This is a genomic window from Serratia sp. Sp408 (assembly GCF_057180665.1).
Map to the genome: position 1 here is coordinate 2,015,923 of NZ_JBXUFT010000001.1, position 15,881 is coordinate 2,031,803.

At 52.0% G+C, this 15,881-nt stretch carries 18 protein-coding genes; 9 read left to right on the forward strand and 9 right to left on the reverse strand.

Annotated elements, in window-relative coordinates; translation table 11 throughout:
- Positions 1–2: 2 nt before the first annotated feature.
- The 6 genes from AC2AXP_RS09570 to AC2AXP_RS09595 all read left to right on the forward strand — a co-directional run bounded on the left by AC2AXP_RS09570 (position 3) and on the right by AC2AXP_RS09595 (position 6,689).
- Positions 3–1,442, forward strand: coding sequence for a serine/threonine protein kinase (locus AC2AXP_RS09570; protein ID WP_371901745.1), 1,440 nt, complete (start codon positions 3–5; stop codon positions 1,440–1,442).
- A gap of 210 nt (positions 1,443–1,652) precedes the next feature.
- Positions 1,653–3,596: a type VI secretion system Vgr family protein gene (locus AC2AXP_RS09575; RefSeq protein WP_039991961.1), complete on the forward strand. Its 1,944-nt coding sequence runs from the start codon at positions 1,653–1,655 to the stop codon at positions 3,594–3,596.
- A gap of 3 nt (positions 3,597–3,599) precedes the next feature.
- A complete protein-coding gene (locus AC2AXP_RS09580) occupies positions 3,600–4,400 on the forward strand; it encodes a DcrB-related protein (RefSeq protein WP_273871460.1) in 801 nt (266 codons plus the stop codon).
- Positions 4,401–4,403: 3 nt separating this feature from the next.
- Positions 4,404–5,639, forward strand: a complete 1,236-nt coding sequence (locus AC2AXP_RS09585) for a polymorphic toxin type 46 domain-containing protein (RefSeq protein WP_484381592.1) — start codon at positions 4,404–4,406, stop codon at positions 5,637–5,639.
- On the forward strand, positions 5,639–5,977 hold the full coding sequence (locus AC2AXP_RS09590) for an immunity protein Tsi6 family protein (protein WP_004961346.1): 339 nt from the start codon (positions 5,639–5,641) through the stop codon (positions 5,975–5,977). The genes AC2AXP_RS09585 and AC2AXP_RS09590 overlap by 1 nt, the downstream gene beginning before the upstream one ends.
- 445 nt (positions 5,978–6,422) lie before the next feature.
- Complete coding sequence (locus tag AC2AXP_RS09595) at positions 6,423–6,689, forward strand: hypothetical protein (protein ID WP_484381593.1); 267 nt, start codon at positions 6,423–6,425, stop codon at positions 6,687–6,689.
- Between the two features lie 341 nt (positions 6,690–7,030).
- On the opposite strand, the gene umuC is transcribed toward AC2AXP_RS09595, so the two are convergent.
- The 5 genes from umuC to AC2AXP_RS09620 form a co-directional block, all read right to left on the reverse strand.
- A complete protein-coding gene (gene umuC / locus AC2AXP_RS09600; protein WP_198772945.1) occupies positions 7,031–8,293 on the reverse strand; it encodes a translesion error-prone DNA polymerase V subunit UmuC in 1,263 nt (420 codons plus the stop codon).
- Between the two features lie 169 nt (positions 8,294–8,462).
- The gene (gene umuD, locus AC2AXP_RS09605; protein WP_004961337.1) at positions 8,463–8,882 is read right to left on the reverse strand and encodes a translesion error-prone DNA polymerase V autoproteolytic subunit; all 420 of its coding nucleotides are present in this window, start codon (positions 8,880–8,882) and stop codon (positions 8,463–8,465) included.
- Positions 8,883–9,044: 162 nt separating this feature from the next.
- Positions 9,045–9,470, reverse strand: coding sequence for a glutaredoxin-dependent arsenate reductase (arsC, locus tag AC2AXP_RS09610; RefSeq protein WP_004961335.1), 426 nt, complete (start codon positions 9,468–9,470; stop codon positions 9,045–9,047).
- A gap of 24 nt (positions 9,471–9,494) precedes the next feature.
- Complete coding sequence (locus tag AC2AXP_RS09615) at positions 9,495–10,784, reverse strand: arsenic transporter (protein WP_004961333.1); 1,290 nt, start codon at positions 10,782–10,784, stop codon at positions 9,495–9,497.
- Between the two features lie 66 nt (positions 10,785–10,850).
- The gene (locus AC2AXP_RS09620; RefSeq protein ID WP_484381594.1) at positions 10,851–11,204 is read right to left on the reverse strand and encodes a metalloregulator ArsR/SmtB family transcription factor; all 354 of its coding nucleotides are present in this window, start codon (positions 11,202–11,204) and stop codon (positions 10,851–10,853) included.
- A 164-nt stretch (positions 11,205–11,368) separates the two neighbouring features.
- Between AC2AXP_RS09620 and AC2AXP_RS09625 the strand changes: the two genes are divergently transcribed.
- The 3 genes from AC2AXP_RS09625 to AC2AXP_RS09635 all read left to right on the forward strand — a co-directional run bounded on the left by AC2AXP_RS09625 (position 11,369) and on the right by AC2AXP_RS09635 (position 13,022).
- Complete coding sequence (locus AC2AXP_RS09625) at positions 11,369–11,887, forward strand: hypothetical protein (RefSeq protein WP_004961330.1); 519 nt, start codon at positions 11,369–11,371, stop codon at positions 11,885–11,887.
- A 9-nt stretch (positions 11,888–11,896) separates the two neighbouring features.
- Positions 11,897–12,346, forward strand: coding sequence for a DUF421 domain-containing protein (locus AC2AXP_RS09630; RefSeq protein WP_004961329.1), 450 nt, complete (start codon positions 11,897–11,899; stop codon positions 12,344–12,346).
- 184 nt (positions 12,347–12,530) lie between these two features.
- On the forward strand, positions 12,531–13,022 hold the full coding sequence (locus AC2AXP_RS09635; protein ID WP_004961327.1) for a YciE/YciF ferroxidase family protein: 492 nt from the start codon (positions 12,531–12,533) through the stop codon (positions 13,020–13,022).
- Positions 13,023–13,264: 242 nt separating this feature from the next.
- Here AC2AXP_RS09635 and AC2AXP_RS09640 read toward each other — a convergent pair whose 3' ends face one another.
- The 4 genes from AC2AXP_RS09640 to AC2AXP_RS09655 form a co-directional block, all read right to left on the reverse strand.
- Entirely contained in the window at positions 13,265–13,957 is a 693-nt protein-coding gene (locus tag AC2AXP_RS09640; protein ID WP_004961325.1) for a DUF421 domain-containing protein, read from the reverse strand.
- Between the two features lie 97 nt (positions 13,958–14,054).
- On the reverse strand, positions 14,055–14,909 hold the full coding sequence (locus AC2AXP_RS09645) for an SDR family oxidoreductase (RefSeq protein ID WP_004961323.1): 855 nt from the start codon (positions 14,907–14,909) through the stop codon (positions 14,055–14,057).
- 36 nt (positions 14,910–14,945) lie between these two features.
- Complete coding sequence (locus AC2AXP_RS09650) at positions 14,946–15,239, reverse strand: hypothetical protein (protein ID WP_004961321.1); 294 nt, start codon at positions 15,237–15,239, stop codon at positions 14,946–14,948.
- 82 nt (positions 15,240–15,321) lie between these two features.
- The gene (locus tag AC2AXP_RS09655) at positions 15,322–15,804 is read right to left on the reverse strand and encodes a ferritin-like domain-containing protein (RefSeq protein ID WP_039991960.1); all 483 of its coding nucleotides are present in this window, start codon (positions 15,802–15,804) and stop codon (positions 15,322–15,324) included.
- Positions 15,805–15,881: the final 77 nt, after the last annotated feature.

Consider the following 15,881-nt stretch of genomic DNA (forward strand, 5'->3'; position numbering starts at 1 on the left):
TTATGTCGGGAACCGGGATAAAAAAACCGAACTCAAACAGCCTGCCGATCGGCCATCGGTTCAATGAGTTCGAAATCAGGGAAGTGATTGGCGAAGGCGGCTTCGGCATCGTTTATCGCGCTTATGACCACCAGCTCGAACGCACTATTGCCATCAAGGAATACATGCCAACCCAGCTGGCGCGGCGCAATGACGATCTGACGCTCAGCCTGCGCGGTGAACGCTTCAGCAAGACGTTCCAGGCCGGATTGAACAGTTTCATTCAGGAAGCACGGCTGCTGGCCCGTTTTTCTCATCCCGGCTTGCTGCACGTGCTGCGTTTCTGGGAAGAGAACGGCACCGCCTATATGGGCACCCAGTTCTACAGCGGCACCACGCTGAAAAATCTCAAGGCACAGCAGCCGGAGATCGTTGACGAAGCGTGGATCCGCAGGCTGTTGCCACCGCTGTTCAGCGCCATCAACACCATTCATCAGGAAGGTTACCTGCACCGCGATATTTCGCTGGATAATATCCAGATTCAGGAAAACCAGTTGCCGGTGCTGCTGGACTTCGGTTCGGCACGCAAAGAGATCGGCAACCTGTCCGACGAAACGGAAATCATGCTCAAGCCGGGCTTTGCGCCGATCGAACAATACACCGAAAACAGCGACGGCGAGCAAGGTCCCTGGACCGATATCTACGCGCTCGGTGCGGTACTGCATACGCTGATTGTCGGCAGCCCGCCGCCGGTGAGCGTGGTGCGCAGCATTGAAGACAGTTATCAACCGCTGACCGCGCGTCGCCCAGAGGGCTATTCACAGGAACTGCTGCGGGTGATCGACCAGTCGCTGGCGCTGCGACCGGAAGATCGCCCACAAACCATTGACGAGATGGCCGAGCTGCTGCACCTGACGGTCGCTGACGAAGCGGAGATCGTCAGTACCCCGGCCGCGACGCCAGAGCCGCCGTTGATCGCCACCAATCCGGCGGCCAGCGCAGCCGCAGCCGGCACCGCCACCGCTGGCAGTCTCAAGCTATCCCGCCCGATGATGATTGGCGCCGGCGTCGCCGCCCTGCTGGTTATCGGCGCCATCAGCTGGATCACCAGCAGCCCGGAAGAGAGCCAACCCGCCACCGCCGTCGTTGAGAACGCCAATACGCCGCCGGCGGAGAAAACGCTGAGCGCGCAGCAGAGCGCACCACAGCAGGCAGCGCCGGCTGAAGCGGCTCCGGTACCGGCTCCGGTAGCGTTGGTGTATTTCAAATTGCAGCCGGGTGAAAACGTGACCCTGGATGGCAAGGCGCAGCAGCTGCACCCCGATAGCAACGGCAACGCCCGCCTGAATCTGGCACCGGGCAGCTATCGGTTAGAGATCCGCCACAATGACAGCCTGCGACGTCAGCAATTGACCATCGACAGCGCCGGCACCTGGCTGGTCAACCCGGCAAGCGCCGGCTAAACCCTCCCCCACCGCGCGTCGGGCTTCCGGCGCCGTTGTTATCTTATTTCATGGGATTGGCATCATTACCCCAACGGTTGGCATTGACTCAGGACGGCAAGCGGGCAGACTCCGCGGCGCTTACGCGGTAAGTGACGCGGCTGACAGCCCGCAGCCCATGCAGGGACAGCGTCAAATTGACCGGGGATGTCATTTACCGAGGATGTTCTCATGTTCGACCGCATTATCGCGCATACCCCGCTGGGCCAGGAGCAGTTGCTGTTCCGCTCATTGGAAGGGAGCGAAGCCCTTTCCACCCCGTTTGATTTCACCGTTGAATTGCTGAGCAAAGACGCGCGACTGGATCGCAAGGCGCTACTCGGCCAACCGCTGACGCTGGAAATCCCGACCTCGGGCCTGATCGGCCCAACGCGTTACCTGAATGGCAAAATCACCGCCATTGCCGTCAGCAGCGAAGAAATCAGCGGCACCCGATATTCGGTGTATTCGCTGCGTATGCAGCCCGATCTGTGGCCGATGACCAAAGACCGCAACTTCCGTATTTTCCAGGAACAGACCGTTCCGCAGATCGTCAAAACGCTGCTCGGCGAGCACAATGTCCAACTGGAGGATCAGCTGACCGGCAGCTATCGCCAGTGGGGTTACTGCGTGCAGTACAGCGAATCGACCTTTAACTTCATCAGCCGTCTGATGGAGCTGGAAGGGATTTACTATTACTTCAAGCACGAAAAAGACAAGCACACGCTGGTGCTGGCCGACGCACCACATCATCATCAGCCGTTCCCCGGCTATGAAATGATCCCCTATCACCTGACGCCGTCCGGTGGCAGCACCAGCGAAGAAGGCATCAGCCAGTGGACGCTGGCGGATCGGGTAACGCCGGGCATTTACAGCGTCGATGATTACGACTTCCGCAAACCTAACGCCTGGCTATTCCAGGCACGGCAAAACCCGGTTTCGCCGTCACCGGGCCAGATCGACGTTTATGACTGGCCGGGCCGCTACACCGAACACCAGCAGGGTGAGTTTTACGCTCGCGTACGTCAGGAAGCGTGGCAGGCCGAGCACCAACAGATCAGCGCTACCGCTACCGCGCTGGGCATCGCCCCCGGTTGTACGTTCACGCTGTATAACGCGCCCTACCTTGCCGACAACGGTGAATACCTGACGCTGGCCGCCACCTATAGGCTGCAAGAGAACCGCTACGCCAGCGGCGACGACCAATCCAGCGAACATCGTATCGACTTTACCGTTATCCCGGCGGACGTGCCATGGCGGCCGGCGCAGCGTGCCGAATGGCCCAAAACCCACGGGCCGCAGACCGCCCGGGTGGTCGGCCCGAAAGGTGAATCCATCTGGACCGACAAATATGGCCGCATCAAGGTGAAGTTCCACTGGGATCGATTGGCCAAAGGCGATGACACCAGTTCGTGCTGGGTGCGCGTTTCCAGCGCCTGGGCCGGTCAGGGTTACGGCGGCGTACAGATCCCGCGGGTCAATGACGAAGTGGTGGTGGACTTTATCAACGGCGATCCGGACCGGCCGATCGTTACCGGCCGCGTCTACAACGAAGCCAGCATGCCGCCGTGGGCGCTGCCGGCCGCCGCGACCCAGATGGGCTTTATGAGCCGCTCGAAAGACGGTACGCCGGACAATGCCAACGCCCTGCGCTTTGAGGACAAGGCGGGCTCCGAGCAGGTGTGGTTACATGCCGAGCGCAATATGGACATCGACGTGGAGAACGACGAAACCCATACCATTGATAAAAACCATACCCACTTTGTCGGCGGCAAAGAAGAACAACGCGTGGTCGAAACCCAGACCATTTGCGTCAAGGGCGACTCCACCATGTTGACCGCACAAAAGCGTACCGATAACGCGCTTGGCGCCTTCATTATCGGCTCTGGTGAGTCAATTCGCCTGGAGTGTGGGGAAAGCGTTTTGGAACTGACCAAAGAAGGCAATATCAATATCAAAGGGGTGAACTTCAATATCACCGTGGATAAGGCCGGTGAGATCAACACCTCCGGTGGCAAGCTCAACCTCAACCCATCCAGCGGCAGTAAAAAGACCGATGCGCCAGGCGCCGGCCATAAAGATGCGATCAATTCCCAAATTCAAAGCTTCTTTCCCGAAGGAAACGGTAAAGGATAAGCCATGACGCACTATGTAACGCAAGAGGCAAAATTTGAATTGCCCGATGCATTTAAAGACAGAACGATGAATCTCTTCACGTTAAGTGAAAATAATGCCAGCGAGTTTACTTTTGTCGTCTCGCGCGCCACGGCTACGCCTGACGATACGTTGCACAAAGTCGCGGCTCGTCTGGCCAAAGAGCTGGAAAACACCGTGCAGGGATTCCAACTGGCGTCATCGACGCCGGGAAGTATTGACGGACAACCGTCCATTGAACTGTCTTATCAGTTCATCTCCGGTGACGCACGCATCTGGCAAAAACAGCAGATAGTTATTTTAGACGAGCGGCCGCAGGGGCGGAAAATCGTCTGTTATATCGGTACATGCCAAAACGGCTTTGATGAATACTACCAACGCCAATATGAACAGATTATTGCCAGTATCGCCTTCACCCGGCAGGAAACCTTTGCCGCTGAAATGCTGCCGGCAGACTCCAGCGGCAAATTTTTTGTCTTCGACAACGATAATAAGCAACTTTCCGTCTTCACCAGCATTACCGCGCTTTATCAGCATATCGATTTGCAGCGGGCGCTGAGCGGCAGTTACCTGTTCTACCACACGCAGGGGGAACCGTTGCAGATCGCGCCGGTGGTGGGCAGCAATCCACAGGAGCCCACGCGCTATGCGCTGTGGACCTCCTCAGCCAGCAGCACGCAAAATTTAGCCTCGATCCTGTTACTCTGCCGTTCGGTGAATGGCCCGGAGGAGCTCAACGATCCTGAACGCATTGCGGAGTATCTGCGGCTGAGTAAGGAGTCGTAGCCCATGGCGGATCTCGCTGCTGCACGCGAACTGGATGAAATTGCCCATACCGCCTCGCAGGGATGGATGATAGCCGGCCTGGTTGGCGGCGCGATCATCGGTGCCGCCATCATCGCCGTGACGGGCGGAACCGCTGCCGTCGCCGTGGCCGCCGTTGCGGCCGGTGCCTCTGCCGGTGGTGGGCTGGGCGAGGTATTGGGTAGTATGTCCTGGGCCCCACGCCACGTAACCGGCGTGCTGGTGGACGGTTCGCCAAACGTTTATATCAATGGCCGCGCGGCCATTCGTGCACACCTTTCCTTTGGTGAATGCGCCGAGGATGGGCCAGCCAAAAAGGTGGTGGCTCAAGGCTCTGCCAAGGTGTATATCAACGACCTGCCGGCGGCACGCATTAATGATTTGCTGGCCTGTAGCGCAGAAATTCACAGCGGCTCGCCCAACGTGATTATCGGCGGCGATACCGAACAGACCGATGAGATTGAACCCGAAATTCCGGCCTGGGTTAACTGGACGCTGCTGGCCGTTGGCGCCGGCGCTGCGGCAGTATTGGCCTCGCCTGCGATAGCCATTCTGGGGACGCTGGGTGGCCTGGGTGGCGGATTTGTCGGCAGCCTGCTCGGGGGCGCACGGTTCGGCGAAGGCAGCGATGGCCAAAAATGGTCCATGCTGGCCGGCGGCTTTGCCGGTGGGTTTCTCGGGGGTAAAGGCGGCGCCAAGTTTGATGCGTTTAATCGTACTAAAGCAATCAGTGCGCGACGTGCCTATTTGAATGAAAAATTTGGGCGTACCGGTGATTTAAACAAAGATATAACAATCCGAGGAAATAAAGAAAGTGCAAGGGACTTCCTTGAATCCAAAGGGTTTACATCGCAGCAAATAAAAGACTTTGACAATGGGATTGATTATACACAAAGAGTATCGGTTGAGACCTTGAACAGAAACAAAGTGCTCTATCAAAATCAGGTACCTAATGGTAGGCAAGGTAATTGGTATGCTCTGAGTGAAAAAGTAGAACCAACAGAGCTGGGGATTAATCCTAAAGGTACTATTTACGGCACAGATAAAATTGTCGATAAAGTAGCCATGCCTTATGTAACTCAAGAAAAAGTGCAAGTATTAAGAAGCACTTCCCTTCCTGCACTTGATACATGGTCCGTAAAAGATGTACCCTTCCAGACTAAAGGTGGAGCAATACAGTTGCTCTCAAGTGAAAAAGATTTATTTAAGGTAAAACCGTAATGTCTATGACAGCCATTGATTATGTGAATGCAGCCTTAGCTGTGGTAAAAGAAAGACAAAACACGTTGCCTAGCTTCCCATTATACCAATCTGCCCTTAATCAAATTCAATATATCAAAGACATATTGGAGGGCAACAACAATGACAAAAGCAAACTGCATACCATTACTTTAGGCGCATATGCCTCCAAAGAGTTCGCTACCACAGATCCAGAGCTTGCTCAACATTTATCCAATGTGAATTATATTGCATCTCAAATGGCATCAGGACTTAAAGTAATACTTCCCCATGAAGAAGATCCTGAATATATAAAGCGTCAAAAAAGATATAAAAAATGACCTGTCAAATGGTAACTTGCATCTGAAATTAGCAAGTATAAAAATAACCGAGTTGCCATTGTAATAAATTAATGCGATGGACTTTGCGCACTTCCGCACAGTATTTTTGCATTAGGGAACCGTAGACAATAACGGTATTACAATGGTCAATTTCCAGGACACACCATGATCAACCTACATGAAGAAAAAGACGTTCTTACTCGAAGCATCCGTTCCTGTCTTTGCAGACAGGATATTCAGTGCATAATTCATTGATTATCAAATGAGAAAAGGATTAAAAATAAAACCACCGCATAAACTAGATATTGATTATTCCGAAAAGAAACGAGAGTTACGATTAAGCTTTCCAAATCATTTTTATTTTCAACCCAATGACTGCTTGGAAACAAGTTATCTGCAGGCGAACGCGAAATAACCACAAGTGAATTCATAACCGGGAAATTTTATGGATAACGCCATTTTAATGTACACAAGCAAAGGTGATTATGCAATAATCAAGGTTAATAATACTTATGTGATTAACGTATTATTCCCTAACTTCTATCCTAATTCTCATTTCGATGTAAGCAAGAGTTTCCTTTTGGATATATCAAGACTTGTTGAAAACAAAGAATTAACAAAAACAAAAGAACTAGCCGAATCAATCAGGAAAGACTATGAAAAATATAAAGCCTATGAGATTAGGCCAGTAATAACAACCAAAAAAACGTGACGCATTTAACTAAAAAACCATACTATATTAATTTAACTCCTCGTCCTTTTCAAAACCACTTGCAAATGCCACATCCCAGACAGAAATTACCACCATATTTCTGTAGGTTAAGCAAATTCCTGTAATAAGCGTAGTTTGAATAGGCAAAGCTGCTCCTTATTTCATCATAACTCATCATATTCATTGCTATTTACCTCTTCCCGGAATCAAACGCACACCGTTATTATCTAAAACGCCAACTTTCACCCCAGGGTACCTACACTCGAATTGTTTAACAACGCCCAGGCAACTGTCGCAGGCAGCTTTTTCGGTGAAGTTAGGTCAAAACATCCCTAAGCGCGCTATTTAACACGCAGCAAATCTGAATAGCGCGTGGTATACGCCGGCGATAGCATGTCGCGCTTCATCTGCCACGGTTTGACAATCCCCTGCCCGGCAAACCATACTCGCCCTCGCCCTTCCTGGTTCAATTTATCCAGCGTCGCCATCAATTGGCCGCTATTGCGGCGTGGCGGGTGCTCGTCAAACAGGTCGATTTGCGCCATCGCCGATTCGCTGAAATCCCCCAGCATCACCCCGCCCTTCAGATAGCGACATCCCTCCCGCCAGATTTCATCCAACGCCCGTACCGCCATCGCGATGATATCGCGGCTGTCATTGCTCGGCATCGTCAGTCGTGTGGTCGCCAGGTTACTGTAATAACCTTCGCCGGCGGCATGCGGGCTGGTTTTGATAAATACCGACACGTTGCGGCAAAAGCGCTTTTCGCCACGCAGCTTTTCCGCAGCGCGTTCTGCATAGCTGCAAATCGCCTCACGCATATGCTGATAGTTCGTCAGGCGATGGCCAAACGAACGGGAACAGACAATCTGCTGTTTGGTCGGTGCGACATCCTCCCAATGCAAACAGGATTCGCCGCGCAGTTCACGCACCGTACGTTCCAATACCACGCTAAACGTTTTGCGGATCAGTTGTGTATCGCAGTCCGCCAATTGCAGCGCATTTTCAATACCCATGGTCTGCAACTGCCGCGTCAGGCGACGGCCAACGCCCCACACTTCGCTCACCGGTAATAACGCCAGCAGCTTACGCTGGCGCAACGGATCGGAAAGATCCACCACCCCTTTGGTTTGCTCCCATGTTTTAGCCGCATGATTAGCCAGTTTGGCCAGCGTTTTCGATGGCGCAATGCCCACGCCCACCGTCAGGTGAGTTTCTCGCTTGATCCTATCGCGCACCGCCCGGCCAAAATCTGCCAGCGATACGCCGTTGCTCATGCCGTCCAGCTTTAGGAAAGCCTCGTCCAGTGAATAGATTTCTACCGCCGGCGCCATCGCCTCCAGGGTATCCATCACTCGCGCCGACATATCGGCATACAATGCATAGTTGGAAGAAAATACCGCCACATTCAGCCGCTGCGTTTCCTGCCTGATTTTGAAATACGGCGCGCCCATCGGGATACCCAACGCTTTGGCTTCGGCGCTGCGGGCGATCACACAGCCGTCGTTATTGGAAAGCACGATCACCGGCCGCCCTCGTAAATCCGGGCGGAAGATGGTTTCACAAGATGCATAAAACGAATTCACATCCACCAAAGCAAACATGATGATACTCACAATAAAAACTGTATATAAATACAGTATAAAAATATCACAAGCGCGATCAACTCATCTGTTCAAAATGACGAGAAATGCCGATGCTCAAGACCTGCTCCGCCCAAGCAGTAAGCGGCAATAGGATGTTTGCGCCATCAATCACGCCCATGGTCACGGATCACCGCGCGGCATAGACGATAAACGTCACCACGCCAAAGATTTCCAGCGTTGCATCTTCGGCCAGAATAATCGGCGCATAGGCCGGGTTCATGGCTACCAATTGCCGCGTGGGATGTAACTGTAATCGCTTGACGGTGAATTCGCCGTCGATAGCGGCAATCACGATGTTGCCATGCTCAGCATTGAGTGCGCTGTCGACCACCAACAGGTCGCCGTCATGAATATTGGCATCAATCATCGAATTGCCGCTGGCGCGTACAAAATAAGTGGCGTTAGGATGCCGCACCAGCAGCTTGCCGATATCCAACCGCGACTCGACATAGTCCTGCGCCGGAGAAGGAAACCCACAGGGGACACGCTCGGCAAACAGAGGGAAAGCAGGTTCTGCTGCTTTTTCATCTGGTTGGAAAAATATCATCTGGCACCTCTTTTACTGTTTTTATATACAGTATTTGAGGTGCCAGTCAGGATCAAGCGGCAGATGGGGAAAAGCCACTATCAGGCTGATGGCGCAGGGAATTTAATTTCAACACGGGTTTGCCTCTGTGCAAACCCTTGCCTTGCCATACCGCAGCGCGGTTTACTTCACCCGTCGCCCTTGTGCGTCAATCACTTCTTCGCCGTCTTCTTTGCTGAACGGTCCTAACTGTGCATCCGGTAAAATATCCAGTACCGCCTCTGACGGACGGCATAAGCGGGTACCCAGCGGAGTGACCACAATCGGGCGATTAATCAGGATCGGGTGTTGCAACATACAGTCGATCAGCCGTTGGTCGCTCCAGCTATCCTGCGCCAAATCCAGTTGCTGATAAGGCTCGACGTTTTTACGCAGCAAATCGCGCACCGATATGCCCATTTCGCTAATCAACCCGATCAGTTCATCACGGCTCGGCGGCGTTTCCAGGTACAATATGACCGTCGGCTCTACGCCGCTGTTGCGGATCAGCGCCAGCGTATTGCGTGACGTACCGCAGTCCGGATTATGATAAATCGTTATATTGCTCATAAAACGCTCCCACCTCTTCCTCTGTTATAGCGCAACGGACAGGCGCAGCGCCAATGCGGCCAGCGTGACGAACAGCACCGGCAATGTCATCACTACCCCCACGCGGAAATAGTATCCCCAGGTGATGTTGATATTTTTACGAGACAGCACGTGCAGCCACAGTAACGTCGCCAGGCTGCCTATCGGCGTGATTTTCGGCCCCAGATCGCTGCCAATCACGTTAGCGTAAATCATGGCTTGCTTAACTACGCCGCCGGCGGTACTGCCGTCGATCGACAGCGCACCAATCAACACCGTAGGTAGGTTATTCATCACCGACGACAGGAAGGCGGTAATAAATCCGGTACCGAGCGTCGCAGCCCACAGGCCACTTTCTGCCAGACGATTGAGCACCATAGAAAGCAGGTCGGTCAGCCCCGCATTACGCAGACCGTAGACCACCAGATACATCCCCAACGAGAAAATGACGATTTGCCATGGAGCGCCGCGCAGCACTTTGCCGGTATTGATCGCCTGGCCTTTTTTCGCGACCAACAATAAAATCAATGCGCCCACCGCGGCAACCAGGCTAACCGGAACGCCATGCGGCTCCAGAGCGAAGAAACCGACCAGTAGCAACAGCAACACGCCCCAACCGGCGCGGAACGTCGGCAGACAGCGGATCGCCTGCGCTGGTGCCTTCAGTCGCGCGACGTCATAACGGGCCGGAATGTCCTTGCGGAAAAACCAGTGCAGCATAATCAGCGTCGCTGCAATGGCCACCATATTCACCGGTACCATCACCGAGGCATAGTCATTAAAACCCAGCTTGAAGAAGTCGGCCGAGACGATGTTAACCAGGTTGGAGACGATAAGCGGCAGACTGGCGGTGTCGGCAATAAAACCGGCCGCCATCACAAAGGCTAACGTCGCCGCCGGGCTAAAGCCCAGCGCCAGCAACATGGCGATAACGATCGGCGTCAGGATCAGCGCTGCGCCGTCATTGGCAAACAGCGCAGCAACCGCCGCCCCCAACAGAATAATATACGTAAACAGCCAGCGCCCTTTACCGCCCCCCCAGCGTGCGACATGCAGCGCCGCCCATTCAAAAAAGCCGGACTCATCCAGCAACAGGCTGATGATAATCACCGCAATAAACGTGGCAGTGGCATTCCAGACGACGTGCCACACCACCGGTATGTCACCCACCTGCACCACACCGCTCAGCAGGGCCAGGGCCGCTCCCAATAAAGCACTCCAACCAATGCCCAGTCCTTTGGGCTGCCAAATCACCAACACAATGGTCAGAATAAAAATTGCGCCTGCCAGCCACATGGGGCCTCCTCGTGACATGCTGAAAATATATGGGATACCATATGTTATTATTTAAAATCCGGATCGTTACAGACAGACTGCGCGGCTATCAGCTAACGCACAACTGGCGGCCAGTTGCCCGGCAAGCTGCGTCACCCTCTCCTGTTGGCTAAGGTAAGCCTGCTCGATAATATGTGCCGCCCACGCTGGCATATGCGGCGAAACTCGATAGTAGATCCACTTGCCTTCCCGCCGATCCTTCAGTAGCCCACTGGCGCGCAACATCGCCAAATGGCGGGAGATCTTCGGTTGGGATTCGCTCAATGCGGCGGAAAGCTCACATACGCACAGCTCCCCGGCATGTCGTAACAGCAGCACCATGCTCAGTCGCGTATCGTCTGAAAGATTTTTGAACAGCTGTAAAGGTATCAGCGTTGTCATAATGGCCTCAGGTTGTTGCCCGCGCTAATCATAGGCCGGCAGTGCAACAAGTCAAATAATATATGAAAAAACGAATGTGTATTCTCAGCTGGCGGCGAGGACGAGGTTACCGCTGCGTAATTACGCTAAACTTGTTATTCCATGCAGTCGCGCCTGGAGGTTGAATGACGCTCCCGATACAAAGCGAAAAGCAAAGCCGACAAACGCCGGTAACAGAAGATATACCGCTGTTGCGTTTGTCATGGCTACTGGAAAAGCTGGGTTATGTGCTGATGTTTTCGGTGGTAATTGCCGCTCTGGCCGGGGTGTTTGCCGACGGCATCTTGAGCGACACCCGGCAGCAAAACGTTAACGGTACTCTCACCGTGGATTATCAGCGTTTCGCACGCCAGGGCGCGCAAAGCCAGTGGCGGGTAAAAATCAAGGATGACGGCGACGGTCCGCTCACCTTGATGGTATCGGACAGCCTGACAGCAAGCTATCTGATCGAAAATATCCAACCGCAATCGGTACAGGTCACGCAGCGCGGCAATGAAATCTTGTTCAGCGTGCCGGATGACGACCGACAGCAGTGGCACACCTTCAATCTCACCTTACGCGCCCAGGATTGGGGACGGTTCAGCGCCAGCCTCGCCGATGGCGAGACTCCCCCTATCGTTATTCACCAATGGATCTATCCGTGAGGAATCGCCATGGACATTGTCTTCCGCGCTACGGCTATCTATCTGATACTGTTTATCGTATTGAAAATCGCCGGTAGCCGCACCTTGTTGCAAATGACTTCTTTTGATTTCATTTTATTGCTCATTATCAGTGAGGCCACGCAACAGGCCATGTTGCCGGACGATTTTTCGGTGACGGCAGCTTTTATTACCATTGTCACCTTATTTACCATCGATATTGTTTTCTCATTAATAAAAACCTATATCCCTTTAGCTGATAAATTTCTGGATGGCTCACCGGTAATTCTGGTAGAGAACGGCAAGATATTGCGCTGGCGGCTGACCAAACTGCATTTAACCACCGACGACATCCTGGAAGTGGCGCGTAACAAACAGGGAATAGAAGACATTGGGCAGATTAAATTTGCCATTATGGAAAAAAACGGTGATATATCTATCATCCCGCAACAACAAAAATAAAATTGCCAATAAAACAATTAACAAAAAAATAACATCAAGATTAATCCCAAAACCACAGGAACACGAAAACACACGACATCCATTGCAGCGAGAATGCCGCTTATCGGCTAAACTTTATTATTGAGCATGTGATTAATATTCACAACGTAGCATCACACCGAAATAACCAAATAGGAGTGTCACTATGTCAATCAAAACGTTGAACGATTTATTCATTCATGCACTCTCGGATGTATACAGCGCCGAAAAACAAATCACAAAAGCCCTACCTAAATTAGCGCGTGCTGCAACGACGGAAGAATTGGCCAATGCGTTTAAAACACACCTGGAAGAAACGCAGGGGCAAATTGAGCGGCTGGACAAACTGGTGGAAAGCACGCCAGAAGTACGCATAAAGCGCATCAAATGCCTGGCAATGGAAGGGTTGATCGAAGAGGGCCAGGAAGTGATTGATAGCGTTGAGGCAGGCCCGGTACGCGATGCCGGCCTGATTGCTGCGGCACAGAAAGTTGAACATTATGAGATTGCCACCTATGGCACTCTGTGTGCGCTGGCAGAAAAACTGGGCTATACCACGGCGAAAAAACTGTTAGGCGAAACGCTGGAAGAAGAGAAATCAACCGACAGCAAGCTGACCCTGCTGGCAGAAAAGAAAGTAAATCAGAAAGCCGCCTGAACAGGCGTCCTTTCCGGTGGGAAACAGGCCGGTATTTGCCGGCCTTTTTGCATTTTCGACGGTGACACTCTTATTGGAGGTAAACCATGCGAAACCAACAATCTGAAACAGCCAGGGAAAAATCCTCAAAAACCGGTATGAAAGGGCCTCGCCCATACTATGCTTATATTATTGGCGCTATTGTGGTCATCCTGGCTATTATATATAGCATAATGTATTGGTAATCCTCCCTGACAGGGACGTCAGGTAATACGTTTTTCTTGACTGGCAACGGTCCATTTTTCGGATTGGCAGCGTGGGCAGTTAAAATCATCGCCCTTCTGCAAAAAACAGGTGTAACTACAGCAGGTACATGAATAATAGCCCTCAGATTCGATAGTATTGCAACATTCCACCATGGAAAATGGCAATACCGACAAACCTGGTTTAACATCTTCATCCTTATAAAAATAGACGCTAAGGTTGCCATCTATCTCCAAGATCGCCAGTCTGACCTGTCCAAGATGGTCAATGCCTTTTTCCCTCAACTCCATAATAAACTCTTCATAGGCAAAACTTTGCTTCTTGGTATTTTCCCAGTGCAACACCCCTTCTTTAACCAATAAAATCGGCTTGCCCTCCAATTTAATCTGCAAGCGCGTGCTTTTATTAATCAAGGTGGTGAAAAACCGATACAGGCCGGTAATGGTAATAAAGGTGATTATCACTGGCAGTAGCGGTGAGTCCTGGTTAAGCGCAACATCGCCGGCCGCCGACCCCAGGGTCAGAATGATGATCAATTCGAACAGGGTCATTTGCTTGACGCCACGTCGCCCCACCCAGCGCAGGAAAATATAGGCCAGGAAAAAGGTAAACACCGAACGAAACGCCACTTCAAGCAGGTAGGTATACGGATAATCATTGATTGCAATTCTATTGAAATCAAAAACTTTCATACGCTAGCCCCTTGCTACATAACGGTTATGGTGGAAAGCGTCGTTTTCGAGCACAAAAAAGCCCGGTTTCGGGCGAAGACCGGGCCGATAGAGGCAATTAGCCGTTAAGGATCATCCCGCCGTTGATGTGCAGCGTTTGTCCCGTCATGTACGACGAATCGCTGCTTGCCAGATACACATAGGCCGCAGCCAGCTCCGAAGGCTGTCCAGGGCGTTTCATCGGCGTATCTTTACCGAACTGGGCTACTTTATCCGCCCCGAATGAAGCTGGAATAAGCGGTGTCCAGATTGGCCCCGGGGCAACTGAATTAACGCGGATACCCCGCTGGCACAGCTTCAGCGCCAGCGAGCGGGTAAAGGCGGTGATCGCGCCCTTGGTTGCCGAATAGTCAATCAGATCGGGATTGCCGTGATAGGCCGTCACCGACGAGGTGTTGATGATCACCCCGTCCTTGGGCAGATATTCCAATGCCGTCTGGGTAAGTTTCACCATGCTGAAGAAATTGGTGGCAAAGGTTTTTTCCAATTGTTCTTCGGTGATCATCTCCGGTTGATCGACCGGGTGCTGTTCACCGGCGTTATTAACCAGAATATCCAGCTTGCCGAAATTGGCGATGGTTTTCGCCACGATTTGCTTCACGAAGCCGTTATCTCGCAGGTCGCCCTTCAGCAGCAGGATTTCCCCGCCGTACTTCGCCGCGCAACGCTTGGTTTCCTTAGCGTCTTCATCTTCATCCAGATAAACCACCGTGACCTTTGCCCCTTCTTTCACATAGGCAATGGTTGCAGCCCGCCCAATCCCGCTATCACCACCGGTAATGATCGCCACCTTCCCTTCCAGTTTACCGCCGGCGCGGTATGCCGGGTCGTCATAGACCGGTTCAGGCAGCATTTCATTCTCGAAGCCCGGCTGTTCATCTTGATGCTGTGCAGGTTGGTTTCTCTGTTCCATGTCGCCTCCGTTGTATCGTTAGCCAATGACATTGGGTTACTTTTCCTGTTGATAGGGGATCTCAGCGTCGCTTTGCCTTTTGTCAGATTTCAGGGCAATGATATTTCTTTCCCGGTCAAATTTTTCAACCTGACACAGCGTTTTCTCGCCGTTAATCTCCAATTCTATTTCGTCCCATTCACCTAATGAGCTCAACATTTTGGCAATTTCCGGCGACTGCTCGCAGTGGATAAGAATACTGCCCTTGCAACTGCCGTCCATGGGATGCGGCGGTGGTAATATCTCAGCACCTAAGATGATCTTATTTTGATATCTCACAACATCAGCCATGATATTTCCTCGCTATTTGTCGATTAAATATCTAAGGACGCATTAAGCATTCCTTTGCTGCCGTTCTGGATAGGGGAAAGGTTTATTTCTGATTTAAATAAGCCTTTGTGATAGATGGCATATTCTCCAGCAACCAGTCGGCCATCGCCTGTTCCTGCTTGAGGATCTTTTCCAGTACCATTTGGGTTTCATAGTCACCCACCAGTTCGGCAGCGGCGATCAGCGTGGTATAGGAGGCGATCTCCATATGTTCGAAGACATAAGAGCTCATTGAACCCTTGACGATCTCATCCTCGACAAAGAAGCCGCTCAGCGTCTGGCCAAGCGCTACCGCCTTACCCGCCAGATCCTTCATGCTGGAGGTGGAAGTATCCAGACGTTCGATACAGCTCTTCAGCTGTTGCTGCTGCTGTTTGGTTTCTTCCAGATGCTGAATCACGCGGTTATGTAGCTGTGGGTAATCCTTTACGCGATCCTTCATGCCGTTGAGCATGGTTTCCGCCTGTTCCTCCATGGCGTGCGCATCGCGCAGCCAGTCGATGAAGTGGTCTTTTAAATCGCTCATTATATTCTCCCGTGCATTTAGGATGAAAAGCAGAATTATTTTCACCTCACCCAAATAACTTTAGTAAAACGTGCTAA